Origin of the sequence: Limosilactobacillus reuteri subsp. reuteri (genome assembly GCF_000016825.1) — a bacterium.
GTDB classification, from domain to species: Bacteria; Bacillota; Bacilli; order Lactobacillales; family Lactobacillaceae; genus Limosilactobacillus; species Limosilactobacillus reuteri.
In genome coordinates this window covers 33,488-50,788 of record NC_009513.1, presented here as the reverse complement: position 1 = coordinate 50,788, position 17,301 = coordinate 33,488, and the positions used below count along the sequence as shown (strand labels likewise).

The window sequence follows — 17,301 nt, the reverse complement described above, 5'->3', positions numbered from 1 at the left end:
AAAGAAAATAAATTATTCATGCAAGGTTTATTGCTTAATGACTTAACAGTTCCTACTATATCAAGGTTTTTAGGGATTACAAGAGAGACAATTTTTGAAAAGATCCTTTTGGCGTTTTAACTATTCACCTGTTAAGTTGCTTTCCTTATTAGCGAAATAGCCATTCATTAATCAGACGAATATTTTTATAACCATGGTTAAAATGCCTTTATATCAAAGTTTAATTACTAATCAATTAGCAAATAGTATGTATCAATATTTCATTTTTATTGTTTAAAACTATTTTAAAAACCCCTCAAAAAATTTAAATTTTTTCAAACCTGTTCCCACGATAATTATAAGTTACTAAACGAATTTATCTTTACACTAAAATCAGTAAATTATCCCTGTTTCATTTTTGTCCAAATGTCTCATTTAGAGACAACCGCGAAAGAATGATACAGATAAAGTGGGGTAATAAACAATCACTATTCAGCCCTTATTTAACAGCTGGTAATTCGAACAAACGTTGATATAATAGCACTTGTGGTCTATTGATTATTTAACTAATCATAAATTGCTAATATATTTGTTGTCTGAATAAATGGATTGATAAGCCAATCACCAAAACAGACTATTTTTTCACTTATTTTTGTCTATTTTTTCGACATTTTTAGGCAATTCACTTTAACCTTAATCCCAATAATTTTATGCATAAAATCAGATCTTACCATCAATTTTCAACTTTCCTAATTAGTTTTTAGCCTCCATAGTGATTGCCTAGATCATTAATAATGTTTATTATTTAAAGCAAAAAAAGACATAGGTTAACTCATTTCAGAGTCATCCTATGTCTTTTTCTACATTAAAGGAAAATTACTTTTCGTCTTTCTTATCTTCGTCAGACTTCTTGTCTTCTTCCTTCTTATCGTCTTTTTCTTCATCCTTCTTTTCAGATGGTGAAGTATATTCTTTACTATCGTCTTTTGAGGCGTCCTTAGCGTCAACAATTACAAGTTGGCCATCCTTCATTTCAGCAACAAGATTCTTTGCATCGAGGTGGTCAAGGTAGTAATCAGTTACCTTATCACGGATTTCACGTTCGATAACCCGACGAAGAGGACGAGCACCCATGGCTTCATCGTAACCTTCATCAATAAGGTATTGCTTTGCAGTATCAGTAACCTTAACATCCATGCCCTTCTTAGCCAATGTCCGGTTAACTTCAGCAAGCATTAAGTCAACGATTTGCTTCAAGTCTTCCTTAGTCAAGCTGTGGAATTCAACAATAGCGTTGAACCGGTTCAAGAATTCAGGACGGAAGTAAGTAGTCAACTTCTTAATTAAGTCTTCTTCATCTTCGTTCCGGCCCATCTTAACTGGAGCATCGTTGGAGTAGCCGGCATTTGATGTAGCAATGATAACAGTATTCTTAAAGTCAATAGTGTTACCTTGTCCATCAGTTAACCGACCATCATCAAGTACTTGAAGCAAGAGGGTGATAACTTGTGGATTAGCCTTTTCAATTTCATCAAGAAGAATAATTGAATAAGGGTGACGACGAACCTTTTCAGTCAAGGTATTACCGTTGTCTTCGTAACCAACATAACCAGCAGTAGCACCGATCATCTTAGATACGGCTGTCCGGTCAGAGTATTCAGACATATCTAACCGAATAATGTCATCCTTGCTACCAAACATATCAAGGGCTAGTTGCTTAGCAAGTTCAGTCTTACCAACACCAGTAGGTCCAACGAAGAGGAAACTACCAATTGGTGAATCGCCTTCGTCAAATCCAGCACGGTTACGACGAATAGCACGAGCAACTGCTTCAACAGCTTTGTCTTGGCCAATAACCTTACCTTCAAGCCGCTTGTCCATGTCCTTTAAGCGTTCAACGTCACTAGCACCAATCTTAGAAACAGGAATACCAGTCATTTGTTCTACAGCCTTAGCAACGTCTTCTGGAGTAGCAGTAACCTTTTCAGATTCAGAGTTTTCACTCAATTGCTTCTTCAAGTCAGCAATCTTTTCCTTGGCATCTTGGGCAGCCTTGTAATCTTCTTTCTTAGCAGCCGCTTTTTGCTTCTTTTCTTCTGCTTCGATATCTTTTTCAATTGCCTTAGCATCACGTGCTGGGTGCTTTGCTGCTAAGTGAGCAGCGGTCATATCGATTAAGTCGATAGCCTTGTCAGGTAATGCGCGTTGTGGCATGTATTGAACAGAGTAATCAACAGCAGCTTGGAGAACGTCATCTGGTAACTTTACATTGTGGTGACGTTCGTACAAGTCACGGATACCTTTAAGGATGGCCACTGTATCAGCCTTGCTTGGAGCATTAACAGTAACAGAATTGAACCGCCGTGCTAATGCAGCATCCTTCATAATAGTGTTCCGGTATTCATCTTGAGTAGTTGCACCGATAACTGTTAGTTCACCACGGGATAATGCTGGCTTAATAATGTCAGACATACCCTTGGAACCACTAGAATCACCAGTTGAACCGGCACCAATAATTTGGTGAATTTCATCGAAGAAGAGGATGATATTTCCAGCCTTCTTGACTTCATCAACCAACTTTTGCATGTTTTCTTCAAAACTACCACGATATTGAGTACCTGCTTCAAGGCCAGAAATATCGATACTGATAATTTCCTTGTCCTTGATAGCAGCTGGTACATCGCCGGAAACAATTGCTTGTGCTAAACCTTCAACAACAGCAGTCTTACCAACACCAGCATCCCCAACTAATACAGGGTTGTTCTTTGTCCGCCGGCTTAAAATTTCAGCTGTTTCTTGGATTTCCTTGTTCCGACCAATAACAGGGTCAAGTTCATGTTCACGAGCTTCTTGAGTTAAGTTTCGACCTAACTTGTGTAAGATACTGTCCTTACCTGCGTTAGGTTGAGGGCCAGGTTGCCCACCTTGTTGAGGATTTGCACCGCCTGGCAATTGACCAGTTCTACGATATTCAGCAAATTCTTCTGGTGTTACTTCACGACCATTGATTAGGTAACGCCGATTATCAGAATTGAAACCATTCATGCCACCCATTAATTGATTAAAGATGTCATTCATGTCGTTGTCAAATGGATTCATTGGGTTTTGAGCCATATGCAATCCCTCCTCAATTAAATATAATATTTTATTTTCTAAGTTTCGTAGTCTAAGTATTCTAGAAGTCAAAAATTAATGCATTTGACCTCCTGTGGCTACAGCAATGCCACAATCTCATTCGAGGTAATGCTCTTCTAGTTCTTTAAGGACCTCCCACATGCTCTTGTCTTGAGCGCGAGCCAAGGCATCAAGGTCACGCAGGTTAAGCGAGGTCGAACTAGACTGTGGTTTGTTAAACGATTTGTGTAAAGTCGTGTAGCCGTAACCGGAACGCTTGGAAACTTGATAAATGGTCAAGTGGTTAACTTCCAAATAATGTTTGATGTCGATCCGCATTGCTACCCACTTCCTTTACGATTAATATTATATCACACTTGTGGAGTAACACAACAAAAAAGGCGCGAAAAAATAAAAAAAATTGTAGAATATAAATTAAATATTAAATTAAATGCGAACTAATAATCACAAATATTTTCGAGCTTTATTATATTTACAATTGTAATCAATAAATAATTTTGTAATTAATAGTTTTTCTCAATCAACGCTTGACAAAAATTAAAGAACAATTAGAATTATTAATAATCAGTTAATCAAAAGGAGGACACAATGATGATCACCGCGACAATTCACTTGAATCAAGCGTATGTCTTCTGGTTTAGCGCGATTACCGTCCGCTAACCAGCAGTGATTTTATCATTGTGATGTTCCCGGATGACCCCCAAACATCCGAGAGCCTCTTTTATACTCATTCCAATCTGATCAAGAAGCCCTGGATGTTATTTCTATAGCATTCAGGGCTTCTTTTATTTCTAAATCTACATATTTATATAGGAGGAATTTATCATGCCAGCTACTAAAAAAGAAATCCTTAGTCGTCTTAACAATAATTTCGCTAAACTCACTCCTGGTGGGATCCGCGAATTTGACTATCAAGTCAGCACAATCCCTGGCATCATTAAACTAACATTAGGTGAACCAGACTTTAATGTGCCAGCCGCAATGAAGCAGGCCGCAATCGAAAGCATCAATGCCAATGATTCACACTATGCTCCGGGAAATGGGACTTTCGCACTTCGTCAAGCAATCGCTCACTTCATGCAAGATCGTTACAAACTGGAATACGATCCAAAAAACGAAATTGCTGTTACAGTTGGCGCAACAGAAGGAATTTTCGCTTCTCTTTCTACTATTATTAATCCCGGTGACGAAATTATCATTCCAACCCCAACTTTCCCCTTCTACATGGCTGTTACAAAGATTCTTGGTGGGATTCCGATTGAAGTTGATACAAGCGGCGATGATTTTGTTCTCACACCCGCAAGACTCCAAAGCGTACTAGAAGAACATCCTAATGCAAAGGGACTAGTTCTTAACTACCCCTCCAACCCAACTGGTGTTACTTACACCCAAGATCAAATTAAAGCACTAGCCGATACGGTTAAATCAACTAACCTGATTGTAATTGCAGATGAAATTTACTCTGAACTTGTTTACGGAGCTACTCATACTTCAATCGCTAATTACATCCCCGAACAAACGCTAATTTTAAATGGTGCCTCAAAATCACACGCAATGACTGGTTACCGAATTGGTTTTATCGCTGGGCCGCAAGAATTGATGAAATCGGTCAGTGCCATTCACGCAATGTTAGTAACCGCTGCTTCTAATCCAGCAATGGCCGCTGCAGTAGCCGCATTTGGTACTGACGAAGGAAAAGCAGCTACTCAAGAAATGAAAGATGCCTATGAGCAACGACGAGACTTTGTTGTTAATAGCCTCCAAAAATTAGGATTCGAGTTGATTAATCCTCAAGGAGCCTTCTACGTTTTTGCTAAGATTCCTGAACAATATGGTAATGATGACCTTAAATTTGCGACAGATCTTGCTAATGAAGGAAAAGTTGCTGTGATTCCCGGTTCCTTCTTTGGAGCTGGCGGCCAAGGATATGTTCGAATTAGTTACGCCACCAGTATGGAAAATCTAACCGGAGCTCTTGATAACATTGCGGCCTTCATTAATAAGGAGGATTAACATGACGAAAATCTTGATGACTAGTATGCGGGACGATGAACAAACCGCCATTAACGAATATGCGAAAGAACATAATATCGAAATCATCACAACGCCGAAATTGATTGACGATGCTGTTGAATTAACGGCCGATGTTGATGGACTCGTGATTCAGCAACGTAGTAAAGTTCCGGCTGATATTTATGAAAAGCTACATGCCAATGGTCTGAAACAAATTGCTACTCGGACCGCGGGATTTGACATGGTCGACATCAAAAAGGCTAACGAAAATGACTTAGTCGTCACCAATGTACCAGCATATTCACCGCGGAGTGTCGCCGAGTTTGCATTAATGCAGATTTTCCGGTTGCTTCGGAAAACTTACCGCTTTGACCACCAAGTCGCCGAAAATGACTTCCGCTGGTTTAGCGATGAACAGTCAACCGAAATTCACACGGCAAGGATTGGAATTATTGGGGTCGGGCGTATCGGCGGAACACTTGCTAAACTTCTTAATGCCCTCGGTGCCACTGTTCTTGGTTATGACACGAATCCGCGCACTGACCTCGATGGAATTGTCCAGTTCGTTTCTAAAGAAGAATTACTAAAGCAAGCCGATGTTGTTAGTCTCCACGTTGATCTAAACCCAACTTCTAAAGGTTTGCTGACCGCTAACGACTTTGTAATGATGAAACCAACTGCTGGTTTGGTCAATGCTAGTCGTGGTCCAGTCGTTAATACAGCTGACCTCGTCACAGCATTAAAATCTGGTGAAATCGCCGCGGCCACCCTCGATACCTTTGAAGGTGAAGAAACAGTTGCAGCTGCGGATCGCCGAGAAAAAGGGCTTGATGATCAGCCCCTTGTTAAAGAATTACACGAAATGGATAATGTCATTCTTACTCCCCATATTGCCTTCTTTACTAATTTAGCAGTCAAAAACATGGTGGATATTTCACTTGATGATGTGATGACAATCCTTAATAGCGAAAAATCACCACATGAAATCACCTTATAATTGAGCACCCTCATTGACCAAAAGTATCGTCTCGATTACACTATGGGTATTAAAGGAGGGAACGGTTATGAGTAAATATAAAGTAACAGCAACTAAGACAACAACGGGGATGCAAGTTTCAGCAGGTACCCGTGGTTTTGAAATTACCTTTGATGAGCCAGAAAGTACTAATACGGGGATGAATCCAGTAGAAATTCTTCTTGCGTCATTTGGTGCCTGTCAGGCAATCACTGCCCAAGCATTAGCTAAAAAGCGTAACTTTGACTTACGAGCTTTTTGGGTAACAATCGAGGGTGATCTTGGTCGTGAAGACGTTGCTGATGGCAAGAATGTTCGTAAGTTTACTGAGATCCGTTACCAACCACACCTACGCAGCAGCGAGTCTGATGAAGACATTAAGAAGTTTCTCGCTGACGTTGCCGCAAAGTGTCCCGTGGAAAACACTCTGACCTACGGAACGAAATTTGTTCAAGATGGATTTGTAAAAGTTGATTAGTTGAAAAATGGCTGAGGAGAAAAAATTCTTCCCAGCCATTTACTTTTTAAACGTCGTTTGTAAAATACAAGAATACCCCTACTTATTTCCAAAGTGGAACGGGATTCAAAATTTGTATACTAACTTCACGAACTTTGGGAGCAATAAAAAGTATTACCAATATTCCTACTATAACAGTGAGGATAAGATCTGTAATTGGTAATATCCATCCTAATAACGAAATATTCTTTCTACCTTCCAAAAAGATTTCATACATATAATGATCACCTAAATCAGTAAGTGAAATCATTACAATTATTGTACACATAGCAATAATATTATTATGTATAATTTGCGGACGATCATGTTTCCTATCAAATAGCCACAAATGTATCATTATTAATGGAAACTCTAATGAACCTTCTAGAAAAGGAACGCAAATAATAACTAAGCTTGCAAGGAAATCAACTAAAATAATTTTCCTGTTCAAATAACCCGTCACTAATCTATAAATAATAATTAGTTCAAAAACATTTAAAAAGTCCGAAACGAATGCTTGTGGTAAAGTTAAATCAATCACTTTCTAACCCATTATTTAATTAACATCCCCATTAAATTTGCAACCACTAACATACCCAAAAACACCATTAAATTCAGCGGTCCTGCATGTAAAATGCAGTAAATCAAAATCAATCCAATATAAAATAGATTAATAATTACCAAATTTTTCTTCTTTTCTAAGTCCATCGTTAAATCCCTACTTTATCCATCCCTCAGACAAGGCGAATGAAATAATAATTGTTAATATAAAACAAACAACCGCAATCATTATTGAACGTTCAGCACTTGGGCGCATAATAAATTCTCCTTTAGTAGATAATTACAGGCTCATTTTTCTGTAAGTCATGAAAGGCTTGACCAGCAACATCTGGATGCATATTGATACATCCATGCGATCCGCCACCTTTAGCGAGATAGGCTTGTTTTGACCAGTCATGACGCCAGCTTGCATCATGAAATCCACATCCACTATCAGTAAATGGTGACCAATATTGGACCTTACTTGCATATTTCGAACCATCATCGTTAAGGCCTCGAAGGATAGACGGTGTTTGCTGGTACATAATATACCAGACACCTTTTGGCGTCTCATTTCCTTTATCATTCGTCCCACTAACAATATCAGTACTAAGAACACACTTACCATCTTTATAAAACCAGGCATGTTGGTCGGCTAGTGAAACTTCGGCGTAAGTGTCCCCTATACCATTGTTGCTTGTAGTATTATACCCAGTTCCTTGTTGATTATAACCTTTACCATAGATATCATTTTTGGCGTTTACTGTTTGCTTATTTGCAACCAATGCATTCGTAAGAGTCTTTCCAGCTTGTTTTTTACTGATCTTCCAACCATACGAGCCAGCATCTGTTGTTTTGATCACTGATCCATCATGTGTTTTGAATTCAAATGATTTGCCAAGAGTTGCTTGGGTATTATTAATTTCATCAATCTTTGAATTAGCTGCTCCAGTGTTAAAGTGATATTTTCCATTTTGATATGTTGCTCTGGTAATAATCTCACCACAATTTAATTGGTACTTTTTGTTTTGTACTTGGTATGTTACAGATCGTTTTGATAATTCTTCGAGCTTTGCTTTTTCATTCTGAACAGTTTTACTATTTGCAGAAAGCGGAGCTTTGTATACTGGCCTCAAGTAAATAGTTCCGCCAGCAATCTCATTCTCAACTTTATTATGCAAACCATCTAAACTGTATTGAGTACCACCAACTGCTGGTTTTACTTGTACTCGGCCATTTTCGTATACAGCGTAAGCATCAACAGGAGCTTTTCGACCATTATTTAATTCTGTTACCTTTTGACTGACTGCTTGATCAATCTTTGATACTTCATCTTGATTAACATTTTGAGGCTTAATCGCAATGTTCTTTGCCTTAGATGATGGGAAGAAAGTATACTGACTATGTAATGCATTTTTAATTTTTTGTTCGTCAGCACTACTAAACTTTGCTACTGATTGCTTATCCGTAAATACTAACTCATTGTTAACATAAATTTTTGGCGATTGTGGATTATCTTGTAACTTCTTTAATGCTTGTTTAGCAGTCAATCCACCAACCGACACATTATCAATCTTAACGTTCTTATTAAAATGACGACGCTGGTGAATAGTCATGCAGCCAACCACCAGCACTAATAAGCACAATGTAATTATTATTAGTTGTTTAATAGATAGTTTTTGCATAAAAGTACTCCCATAACATCCAAATCTTTAAGTATAATTTCTATACTGAATGATCACTTAGTAAACATATTCATTACGCTCATTCATTATATACTAAAGCGTAAACAATTAGTATATTTTACATTTTTCATAGTATTTTTACTAAAAAAGCGTCTGGCAAAAACACCGGACACTTTTTAGTAACTAAACTATTTAGCAGTTGTAACTTGATATTGATTATTACCCTTAGCTTTGTAGTAAATAGTTTGGCCCTTGTAGGTTACAGAACCATTACCTTCCTTGGCATTTTTGTAAAACTCTTCAACAGATGTATTATTATCAATCACGCCCGCTTTTTACGCAGCCCGGTAGCTAAAGTTCATCCCATCTTCCACTGTTACAGGTTGTTGAGTTGATACAGTTTGGGTTGTCTTTCGGCTTACTGTCCGCCGGTTATTTGTGTTGGCGACACTGCGGTTTCCTTTATAGTTATTAGTAGTAGCTTTAGGACTAGCAGTTTGACCAGAATTACTTACCGCCGTTGCTTGGGTTGTATTTTGACTTTGTGCAGGTTGGGCTGTTTGATTACCACTGGTTGCTGCGGTAGATGCAGAAGTTGCCTCGCTATCATTAGTATCAGCCACTGAAGACGAATCATCAGAGTCATCATCTTTAACTTTATCTGAACTATCTTCTTTGGCTGCTTTATGTTTTTTTAGATGAGCTACTTGTAATCGTCTCTGTCTTAGTAGCCCTTTCACTAGCAACCTTCTTTGATGAAGATGGGTGTAATAATATATATACCCCACATACCACAATAATTACAACTAGCAATGAAATAACCGTTAATTTACCCCTATTTTTACTCATCTTTTCCTATCTCCTAATATTTAACTTTAATTTATCTTTTTATTATACTCGATAATTTAATAGTTTTTACGTTTTGCAGGATTCGTAGTGTTTTCTACAGAATTCGTAAAAAAATCCTCAGCAAAAAACTGAGGATTTTTTTATCTCAAGATATCGATCAAATTCTTATTAGCTGCTTGGCGTGCCGGTAAGATCCCAAAAATCAACCCAACAGCTGCCGATGTTCCAAATGCCAATAAGAAAGCATTAAGTGAAATATGAGCGTGAATATGAATGCCACCACCACCAATCGCACTTGATAAAAGCGGTGCTAGTAAGTGCGCCAATCCTGCACCACCTAAAAAGCCTAATAATCCACCTGTCATGGTAAGAATTACTGCTTCCACTAAAAATTGCATCATGATGTTAAATGGTGTGGCCCCCACAGCTAAGCGAATTCCGATTTCTTGTGTCCGCTCAGAAACTGAAATATACATCATGTTCATTACCCCAATTCCGGCAATGAAAAGAGAAATCGCCGCAATAAAACTAATGAAAGTAGTAATGATACTCATTTGAGAAGAGAATTGCTTAAGGGCTTTTTCCATGTCTAGGTATTGATAGGATCCTTGGGTCGCTGCCGAACTATTATTTTTTAAGTATTTTGCGACTCTGCGGGAAATAGCACTGGCATTTACACCTTGGCTAAAGGTTAATTTAAGTGTATTCCCTTCTTTTGCACTATCTCCTTGATAGTAAACTTTTTTCGGTAATAATAAATCAACACCATATGAGTTTTGATTTCCATCATCCGTGAACTGTGCCTGTGACTTATATACTCCCGTAACTTTATAGGTGACATTATTTACTGTTACAGTTGTGCCAAGCGCATTTTGTGCTGAACCATATTGCCGTCTAGCTACTTTTTCACTCATCAAGGCATTCGTATCCCCGAGTTCAAAAGTCCGTTTACTAAAGTTATGCCCTGCAATGAATTTCACGTCACGGGTTGGCTTCTTTAATAAGCTTAATGTCACTGATTTAGTCGCATCACCAATATCTGCATGTGTTGACAGATTATCTGATTCCTGCTCAATCTCAGCTTTTTTAATTTCACCACCAAATTGAGTATTAATATCAGCAACTTGTTCCTGAGTGAATCCATTGACGGTCGAATTAACATTATCAGGATTATAGACGATTTCAATCGTTTGCTGGCCTTGCTTAGCATTATTACCGAACTTATCATACATCGTTTTCGTAATCCCGTCCCCAATTCCAAGGATAGCAATAACTGCAGCAATACCAATCATAATTCCAATAATCGTTAGGAAACTCCGCTTTTTATTCGCTTTTAATGACTGGATAGCTGATTTGATCAACTCAATTGTCTGCATGATATTCACCGCCTTTACTGTCACTCACAATTCGACCATCAATAATTTTAATTATTCGGTCACATTGTTCAGCGACATGAGGATCATGGGTAACCATAATAATCGTTGTTCCTTCTTCGTGATTCAATCGCTTAAAAAGATTCATAACTTCTTGGCTTGTTTCCGTATCAAGCGCTCCCGTTGGTTCGTCAGCAATTAAAAATTTCGGGTTCGTTGATATTGCCCGGGCAATAGATACTCTTTGTTGTTGACCACCAGACATGTTTTTAGGGAATTGATCTTCATATCCGGCTAAACCAACTTGCTCTAAGACTTCAGAAACCCGTTCGCCAATTTCACGGCGTCGTTTTCCTGCATATAGCAAGGGTAATCCAACATTATCTGCAACGGTTGACCCACGTAGCAGTTTGAAATTTTGAAAAACAAAACCGACATTTTGATTTCGTAAATTTGAAAACTGCTTTCGCGAATAATCATGGATTGGGTGATTTTGGTAGAAGTATGTTCCCTCAAAATCATCATCAAGAAAGCCCACAATATTAATCAAAGTTGATTTCCCTGACCCAGATTCACCGATAATTGCTACTAATTCGCCTTGCTCAATGTCAACATTAATATCATGGAGAACATGAAAACGTTGGCTACCTTGACGGTAATATTTATTAATGTTCTTTAGCTTGATCATATTAATCAACCTTTGCATTATTTTTCAACTTACTGTTAGGGTTAGTCACAATCCGATCACCAGCATCAACGCCATCAGTCACAATATAAGAGCTGTTGACTGCCCGGCCACTAACATCTGTCTCGCGAACTCGGTTGTCTGAATCAACAACAAATACCTTCCCATGACGAACAGCTGATTTGGAAATCTGGACCCCATCTTGTTTAATAGAAGCTTTTGCCGTCTGCCCCGCCATAAATTTATTAGCACTAACATTAGCAGTTACTTCATATTTGGTATTATTTCCACTATTTTTAGTTGGAATTGTTGAAAGATAACTTACCTGAGTATTAGCAGTTCGATTTGTTGCTAAGGCCTTTACCTTTAGATCAGCACTTTGATGAAGTTTACTATAATCATATTCCGAGATTTGACCGACAAATTGAAGCGTATCCGAGTAAAGGGTAATTACAGGAGCATTTTGCTTTGATTGATCAACCGTAACATAACCAGCAAAAGGTGCTGTTAATGTTTGATTAACCTTGCTTGAAGCGGTGTTAAGCCGTTGTTGAGTAGCAGCAACACTTGCTTGTGCGTCTGCATATGCATTTTGTGCCTCGGTAAGCTGATTGCGCAGATCATTGTATCCTTCATCACCTTGCCCCATCCCATTCAACTGTTGGCGTAAATTATTGATTGTCTGTTGTTGAGCATTCATTGTTCGTTGACTTTTACTAAGGTCCCCCTGCAGTTCAGTAACACTATCTTGTGTACTATCATTATGCATGGTCAAAAGTGCTTCTCCTTGCGCAACGTGATCCCCATTTTTCACATTAAGATTTTGCAGGGTACCAGATGGCAGGGTTAGTGTTTGCGTCTGGACTGGTTCGATCTTTCCTGTCAGATTAAAATCTGATTGCTCAGTAACCCGTAGGATATTATATTCATTTTTTTCTGTTGCTTTTTCCTCACTTGCATGTCGAATTGAAACTAATACAAGAATTATAATTACAATTAGGCCACCGATGCCAATCCACCGACGTCGACGTGTTGCAAATAATTGTCGTAATCGAGATTTATGATGGCTGTTTCTTTTCGCAGTCATATGAATGTTCCTCCAAATAGCAATTTTGTGGTTGATTACTTATGCAACTGAGTATATAAGCAGTGAGATAATATTGCAAGATTGTATTGAAAAGAATTCAATAATTTCCCAGGTAATAATAAAGGGACCGCAATCCAAACTTGCGATCCCTTTATTTGCGTTGTTTGATTAATTTTTATTGTCGTGCTTCGTAAATTAGATGTTTGTTAGTAAATTCATCAATTCCGTAACTGCTGAGTTCACGACCGTAACCTGAATTCTTAACACCACCAAATGGTAATTCTGGTAATGAAGCCCAGCCGGCATTAATCCAACTCATTCCAGTTTCGATCTTCGCTGCTACTCGTTCCGCATGTTCGGAATCATTGCTAAAGATAGTGTTTCCTAACCCATAGCTTGAATTATTAGCCAGTTCGATTGCTTCCTCTTCGGAACTAACCTTATAAACCGAAGCCACTGGCCCAAACATTTCCGTATCAAATATTGGGTTATCTGGAGTGATATCAGTTAAGATCGTTGGCATAAAGAATTGACCTTCCATGTCAACCGGCTTATTACCATAGTAAACTTTGGCCCCATTTTCTACTGCTGTTGCGACTTGCTGTTGGAGCTTTTCTTTTGCTTTCTTAGATGATAATGGTGCCAGAGTTGTTAATGGATCAAGGGGATCACCCATTTTAACTTTCGAGAACGCATCTTTCATCATCTTTAAGAAACGATCATAATCCTTTTCAAGGACAATAAAACGTTTTGATGATGTACATACTTGTCCAGCATTATACAGACGGGCTGCCGGGGCAACTTTTTCGACAAGATCCCAATCTGCATCGTCTAAGATAATAAAGGCATCATTACCACCAAGTTCCAAAGTGCTCTTCTTCAAATTAGCACCAGCCTCTTTAGCAACGGTTGCACCACCACGTTCAGAACCAGTAAGACAAACGCCGGCTACCCGCTTATCAGCAATTGCCTTATTTACTTGGTCATATGAAAGGAATAAATTAGTTAAACTGCCGGCTGGCGCACCAGCTTCCTTAACGGCATCGTTAAATGCTTGGGCGGATGCTGGACAATTCGACGCATCCTTCAAGATCATGGGGTTTCCTGCAATAAAGTTGGGAATAAATACCCGGGCAATTTGATAGAATGGGAAATTCCAAGGTTCAACTGCAACTAAAATTCCTAATGATTGCTTCAAAACTTTGGCGCGTCCACTCGTTGTCGCAATAATTTTTGGTTGCAGAAATTCATCTGCATGGGCTGCATAATAATCACAGAAAGAAGCACAAAGGTCAACCTCGCCTTCTGCTTCGCTAATTAATTTTCCCATTTCCTTACTCATAACTGTCGCATATTCAACACGCCGTTCACGTAATATTTGACCTAACTTTAAAATTTGCCGTTTCCGTTCTTCAAGGTCATTATACTTCCGCCAATCTAAATATAATTGATGCGCCGTAGTTAATGTTTGTTCTAATTCTTCATCAGTTGTATTTTCAAACGTTTTTTCTACTTGGTTCGTAAATGGATTGATACTTTGATATGCCATAATGGTTCCCCCTTAAATAAACGCTTACATTTTACAACTATTTAATAGACCAATTCAACTAATATTACTCCGTAAAAATCCAATTATCTCATATTGAAAAGTTTGTTTTTTAACAAATAAAAGCCCTTTTATTATATTTCTAACTAACAATTTTATTATACAGCAAACGCTTTCTTGTTAATTTAATTTCAAGTAGACCAATTTGTGAATTTATTTTTTTGAAAGAAGTGTTTAAATTAGCGTCTTAGTTTGAAATACGCTACGATTAGGTTAGGTACATATAGAAAGGATGATGTTTCAATGACACTTAAGATTTACTCATTTGGTGGTGGTCAAATGGTGGAAGCAATGCTGCGGGCTGCACTGAAGAAAAAAGTAATTACTCCTGAAACAACTGGGATAACAGATATTTCGAGCGATCGAGTTAATTATTTGACTGATACTTATCATATTCAAGCAAGTCAACAACCTGATTGGACGGCTGTTGAGAATGCTGATCTTGTTATTCTGGGAGTGCGTCCACAAGATAACTGGCAAGAGATCATGAAAGAACTTGTCGCCCACCACTACCAAAAGGACGTGCTTTCAATTATTGCCGGCGTAACAGTTGCACAACTTTCATCTCAGGAAGATCTTTTTGCAATTACACGGATCATCCCCAATACCTTGACTGATGTTGCCATGGGTTATAGCGGCGTCGTTAAAAACAATCGAGCTAATCAAACTGTCATTGAAGACTTTCTAAATAGTTTTGGAAAAGTCGATTACATTGATGAATCCTTGCTAGATGTATTTACTGGATATGGCGTGGCTGGACCAAACTATATCTATAACTTTCTAATTAGTTTTACAAACGCAGGTGTGCTTGCCGGAATGCCTCGCCAACAAGCAAACAAACTTGCTCTTGAGAATCTACGCGCAGCCGCTGCATTTGTAGAACAAAGTGGTAAACACCCTGCCGAATTACTTGATATTAATAATTCTGCTGGCGGAGTGGGTATCACCGCCCAGCATGAACTAGATAAAAGCACTTTTTCAGCGGGAATTGAAAATGCTGTCCTTGCTGCTGTTAAACGAACAAAGGAATTAGGCAAACAGAACAAGGGTGATTAAAATGACAGAAACGTTAAATTGGGATCATACAATGGTTGATGTAACTAACCTTCAAGATGCAATTGATTACTTCAACTCTAAAGGTTTAGCCTTTACCCCTGGTGGACATCACGAATATTGGGGAACAAAAAATGCACTAGATTATTTTGGCCTTAATTACATTGAGCTCTTAACCATCGCTAATAAGGAAAAAGCTAAGGCATTCCCATATGAAAATAACTCAGCAATTCATGATGCCGTTGAAGATTATTTTGCTGGTATTCAGCGCATCACAACAATTGCCATTCAGACTGACAATATTGAAGAAACTCACCAGCGATTAGAGGGTCTGGGGCTTAATGTTGGTGATATTACTGATGGAAAGCGCGTGGATCCTGCCGGTAAACTTATTCAATGGAAGATTTTCTATGTCAATGATGAACTTGTTAACCATTTACCTGCACCATTCTTTATTCAATGGGGCAACAACGATGATCAACGCCGGGAAGACCTCAAGAAACAGGGCTTAATTAAATTCCATCCGGCAGGTGACCTTTTTGTTAAGCAAGCAATCTTTAATGTTAGTGATCCAGAAGAGGCTGCTAAACAATGGTCAGCCCTCTTGCAGGCAGAAGTAGTAAGTGAAGGTGACACCTATACAATTAATATTGGCGATAAACAACTTGTTTTCAAGGCTGGCGTTGAAAATCGATTATTTAAACTGATTTTCCACGGGGCTAAACAACCTGAAAAATTACAACTTGGACAAATTAGGTTTGATCTACTTGATAAGAAATAGCACAATATAACCTGGGAAATAATATAAGACTAAAAAAACGCGTAAAATCGGTTAAAAAGCTGATTTTGCGCGTTTCCTCTCTCATTTATTGATATTACCTAAAATCTTCAATAATTAATTAGCAATTACTGTTAAAATACTACCAATTACAATTAGGATAATTCCAACTACTGTATATATCATTTCTCGCTTGGTCTTGGTTTCATGCAAAAGTAGGATACCACCAAATGTTGAAATAATAACATTCATTTGACCAAAAATTGAAGCAGTCACTACTCCAAGAGCTTTACCAACAAAAACATAGGCAAAGTTACCAATCCCCCATGAAAGTCCTCCTAAAATATTTAAGTATTGTTCTTTTTGCTTAAATGCTTTAGCGTTACCCGAACAAATAGTATAAATTACTGAACCAAGTAAAATTCCTAATACTTCTGGTAGGAAAATACCCTGACTACTTTCATGAGCAACCTGTGGCATTTTAGGAAAAATCGAATAAGCACAGTAACCAATTGTTGTTACTAATAAAAATAATACCCACTTAGTCGAAACCTTTTTATCCGATGTTCCGTCCGAAATCGAGGTTAAAACAGCCCCAATAATTACAACTACACACGCTGTCAACCCAATACTTAATGCTCTGGCTCCTTGCCATTCATCAAAGAAAAAGATGCCGACAAACGACGTCATAACTAACACAAATGCTGAAGAAAGGGGCATCGTATTTGAAACTCCCATATGTTTAAACGAGATGAACTGACCAACCTGTCCAATTGTCCATAAACAACCGATCGCTAGCGAGAACCAAAAAGCAGTTACACTGACGGTTGGTTTTGTTATCAAATATGCAATAATTCCCACAATTGAAGCTCCAGCACCGATTCCAAACATTTGATTAACTGGTGAACCACCAATTTTACCAGTAATTAATGGCATCGCACCCCAACCAATTGCTGGAATTAAAGCAAGTAAATATATCATTTTCTCTTTTCCTCTTATTCTCTCTT

At 38.2% G+C, this 17,301-nt stretch carries 17 protein-coding genes; 5 read left to right on the top strand and 12 right to left on the bottom strand.

Annotation, left to right across the window (positions count from 1 at the left end; translation table 11 throughout):
- Positions 1–855: 855 nt before the first annotated feature.
- A complete protein-coding gene (locus LREU_RS00235; RefSeq protein ID WP_003669555.1) occupies positions 856–3,093 on the bottom strand; it encodes an ATP-dependent Clp protease ATP-binding subunit in 2,238 nt (745 codons plus the stop codon).
- A 117-nt stretch (positions 3,094–3,210) separates the two neighbouring features.
- Complete coding sequence (locus LREU_RS00230; RefSeq protein ID WP_003669553.1) at positions 3,211–3,432, bottom strand: hypothetical protein; 222 nt, start codon at positions 3,430–3,432, stop codon at positions 3,211–3,213.
- A gap of 507 nt (positions 3,433–3,939) precedes the next feature.
- Between LREU_RS00230 and LREU_RS00225 the strand changes: the two genes are divergently transcribed.
- The 3 genes from LREU_RS00225 (at position 3,940) to LREU_RS00215 (ending at position 6,620) form a co-directional block, all read left to right on the top strand.
- Positions 3,940–5,127, top strand: coding sequence for an aminotransferase class I/II-fold pyridoxal phosphate-dependent enzyme (locus tag LREU_RS00225; protein WP_003669551.1), 1,188 nt, complete (start codon positions 3,940–3,942; stop codon positions 5,125–5,127).
- 1 nt (position 5,128) lies between these two features.
- A complete protein-coding gene (locus tag LREU_RS00220; protein ID WP_003669550.1) occupies positions 5,129–6,124 on the top strand; it encodes an NAD(P)-dependent oxidoreductase in 996 nt (331 codons plus the stop codon).
- Positions 6,125–6,191: 67 nt separating this feature from the next.
- Positions 6,192–6,620: an OsmC family protein gene (locus LREU_RS00215; protein ID WP_003669548.1), complete on the top strand. Its 429-nt coding sequence runs from the start codon at positions 6,192–6,194 to the stop codon at positions 6,618–6,620.
- 82 nt (positions 6,621–6,702) lie between these two features.
- Here the strand turns inward: LREU_RS00215 and LREU_RS00210 are convergent, their stop codons facing one another.
- From LREU_RS00210 to LREU_RS00180, 9 genes are all read right to left on the bottom strand, one after another.
- Positions 6,703–7,179, bottom strand: a complete 477-nt coding sequence (locus tag LREU_RS00210) for a hypothetical protein (RefSeq protein WP_003669546.1) — start codon at positions 7,177–7,179, stop codon at positions 6,703–6,705.
- Between the two features lie 289 nt (positions 7,180–7,468).
- Positions 7,469–8,863 (bottom strand): L,D-transpeptidase family protein, encoded by a 1,395-nt coding sequence (locus LREU_RS00205; RefSeq protein WP_003669543.1) that lies wholly within the window; start codon positions 8,861–8,863, stop codon positions 7,469–7,471.
- A gap of 188 nt (positions 8,864–9,051) precedes the next feature.
- On the bottom strand, positions 9,052–9,189 hold the full coding sequence (locus LREU_RS10420) for a hypothetical protein (protein ID WP_003669542.1): 138 nt from the start codon (positions 9,187–9,189) through the stop codon (positions 9,052–9,054).
- A gap of 9 nt (positions 9,190–9,198) precedes the next feature.
- The gene (locus tag LREU_RS00200; protein WP_003669539.1) at positions 9,199–9,603 is read right to left on the bottom strand and encodes a hypothetical protein; all 405 of its coding nucleotides are present in this window, start codon (positions 9,601–9,603) and stop codon (positions 9,199–9,201) included.
- A complete protein-coding gene (locus LREU_RS10375; protein WP_155105113.1) occupies positions 9,548–9,712 on the bottom strand; it encodes a hypothetical protein in 165 nt (54 codons plus the stop codon). Before LREU_RS10375 ends, LREU_RS00200 begins: the two co-directional genes overlap by 56 nt.
- 140 nt (positions 9,713–9,852) lie before the next feature.
- Positions 9,853–11,088 (bottom strand): ABC transporter permease, encoded by a 1,236-nt coding sequence (locus LREU_RS00195; RefSeq protein ID WP_003669538.1) that lies wholly within the window; start codon positions 11,086–11,088, stop codon positions 9,853–9,855.
- On the bottom strand, positions 11,075–11,773 hold the full coding sequence (locus LREU_RS00190) for an ABC transporter ATP-binding protein (protein ID WP_011953358.1): 699 nt from the start codon (positions 11,771–11,773) through the stop codon (positions 11,075–11,077). The genes LREU_RS00195 and LREU_RS00190 overlap by 14 nt, the downstream gene beginning before the upstream one ends.
- Before the next feature lies 1 nt (position 11,774).
- On the bottom strand, positions 11,775–12,857 hold the full coding sequence (locus LREU_RS00185) for an efflux RND transporter periplasmic adaptor subunit (protein WP_003669536.1): 1,083 nt from the start codon (positions 12,855–12,857) through the stop codon (positions 11,775–11,777).
- A gap of 175 nt (positions 12,858–13,032) precedes the next feature.
- On the bottom strand, positions 13,033–14,406 hold the full coding sequence (locus LREU_RS00180; protein ID WP_003669532.1) for an NAD-dependent succinate-semialdehyde dehydrogenase: 1,374 nt from the start codon (positions 14,404–14,406) through the stop codon (positions 13,033–13,035).
- 300 nt (positions 14,407–14,706) lie between these two features.
- Between LREU_RS00180 and LREU_RS00175 the strand changes: the two genes are divergently transcribed.
- Both LREU_RS00175 and LREU_RS00170 read left to right on the top strand, forming a co-directional pair.
- Positions 14,707–15,519, top strand: a complete 813-nt coding sequence (locus LREU_RS00175) for a pyrroline-5-carboxylate reductase family protein (RefSeq protein WP_003669531.1) — start codon at positions 14,707–14,709, stop codon at positions 15,517–15,519.
- A 1-nt stretch (position 15,520) separates the two neighbouring features.
- Positions 15,521–16,297: a VOC family protein gene (locus LREU_RS00170; RefSeq protein WP_011953357.1), complete on the top strand. Its 777-nt coding sequence runs from the start codon at positions 15,521–15,523 to the stop codon at positions 16,295–16,297.
- A 114-nt stretch (positions 16,298–16,411) separates the two neighbouring features.
- Here LREU_RS00170 and LREU_RS00165 read toward each other — a convergent pair whose 3' ends face one another.
- Positions 16,412–17,275 carry a GRP family sugar transporter gene (locus LREU_RS00165; protein ID WP_003665279.1) on the bottom strand — a complete coding sequence of 288 codons (864 nt, stop codon included), beginning with the start codon at positions 17,273–17,275 and terminating at the stop codon, positions 16,412–16,414.
- Between the last annotated feature and the right edge of the window lie 26 nt (positions 17,276–17,301).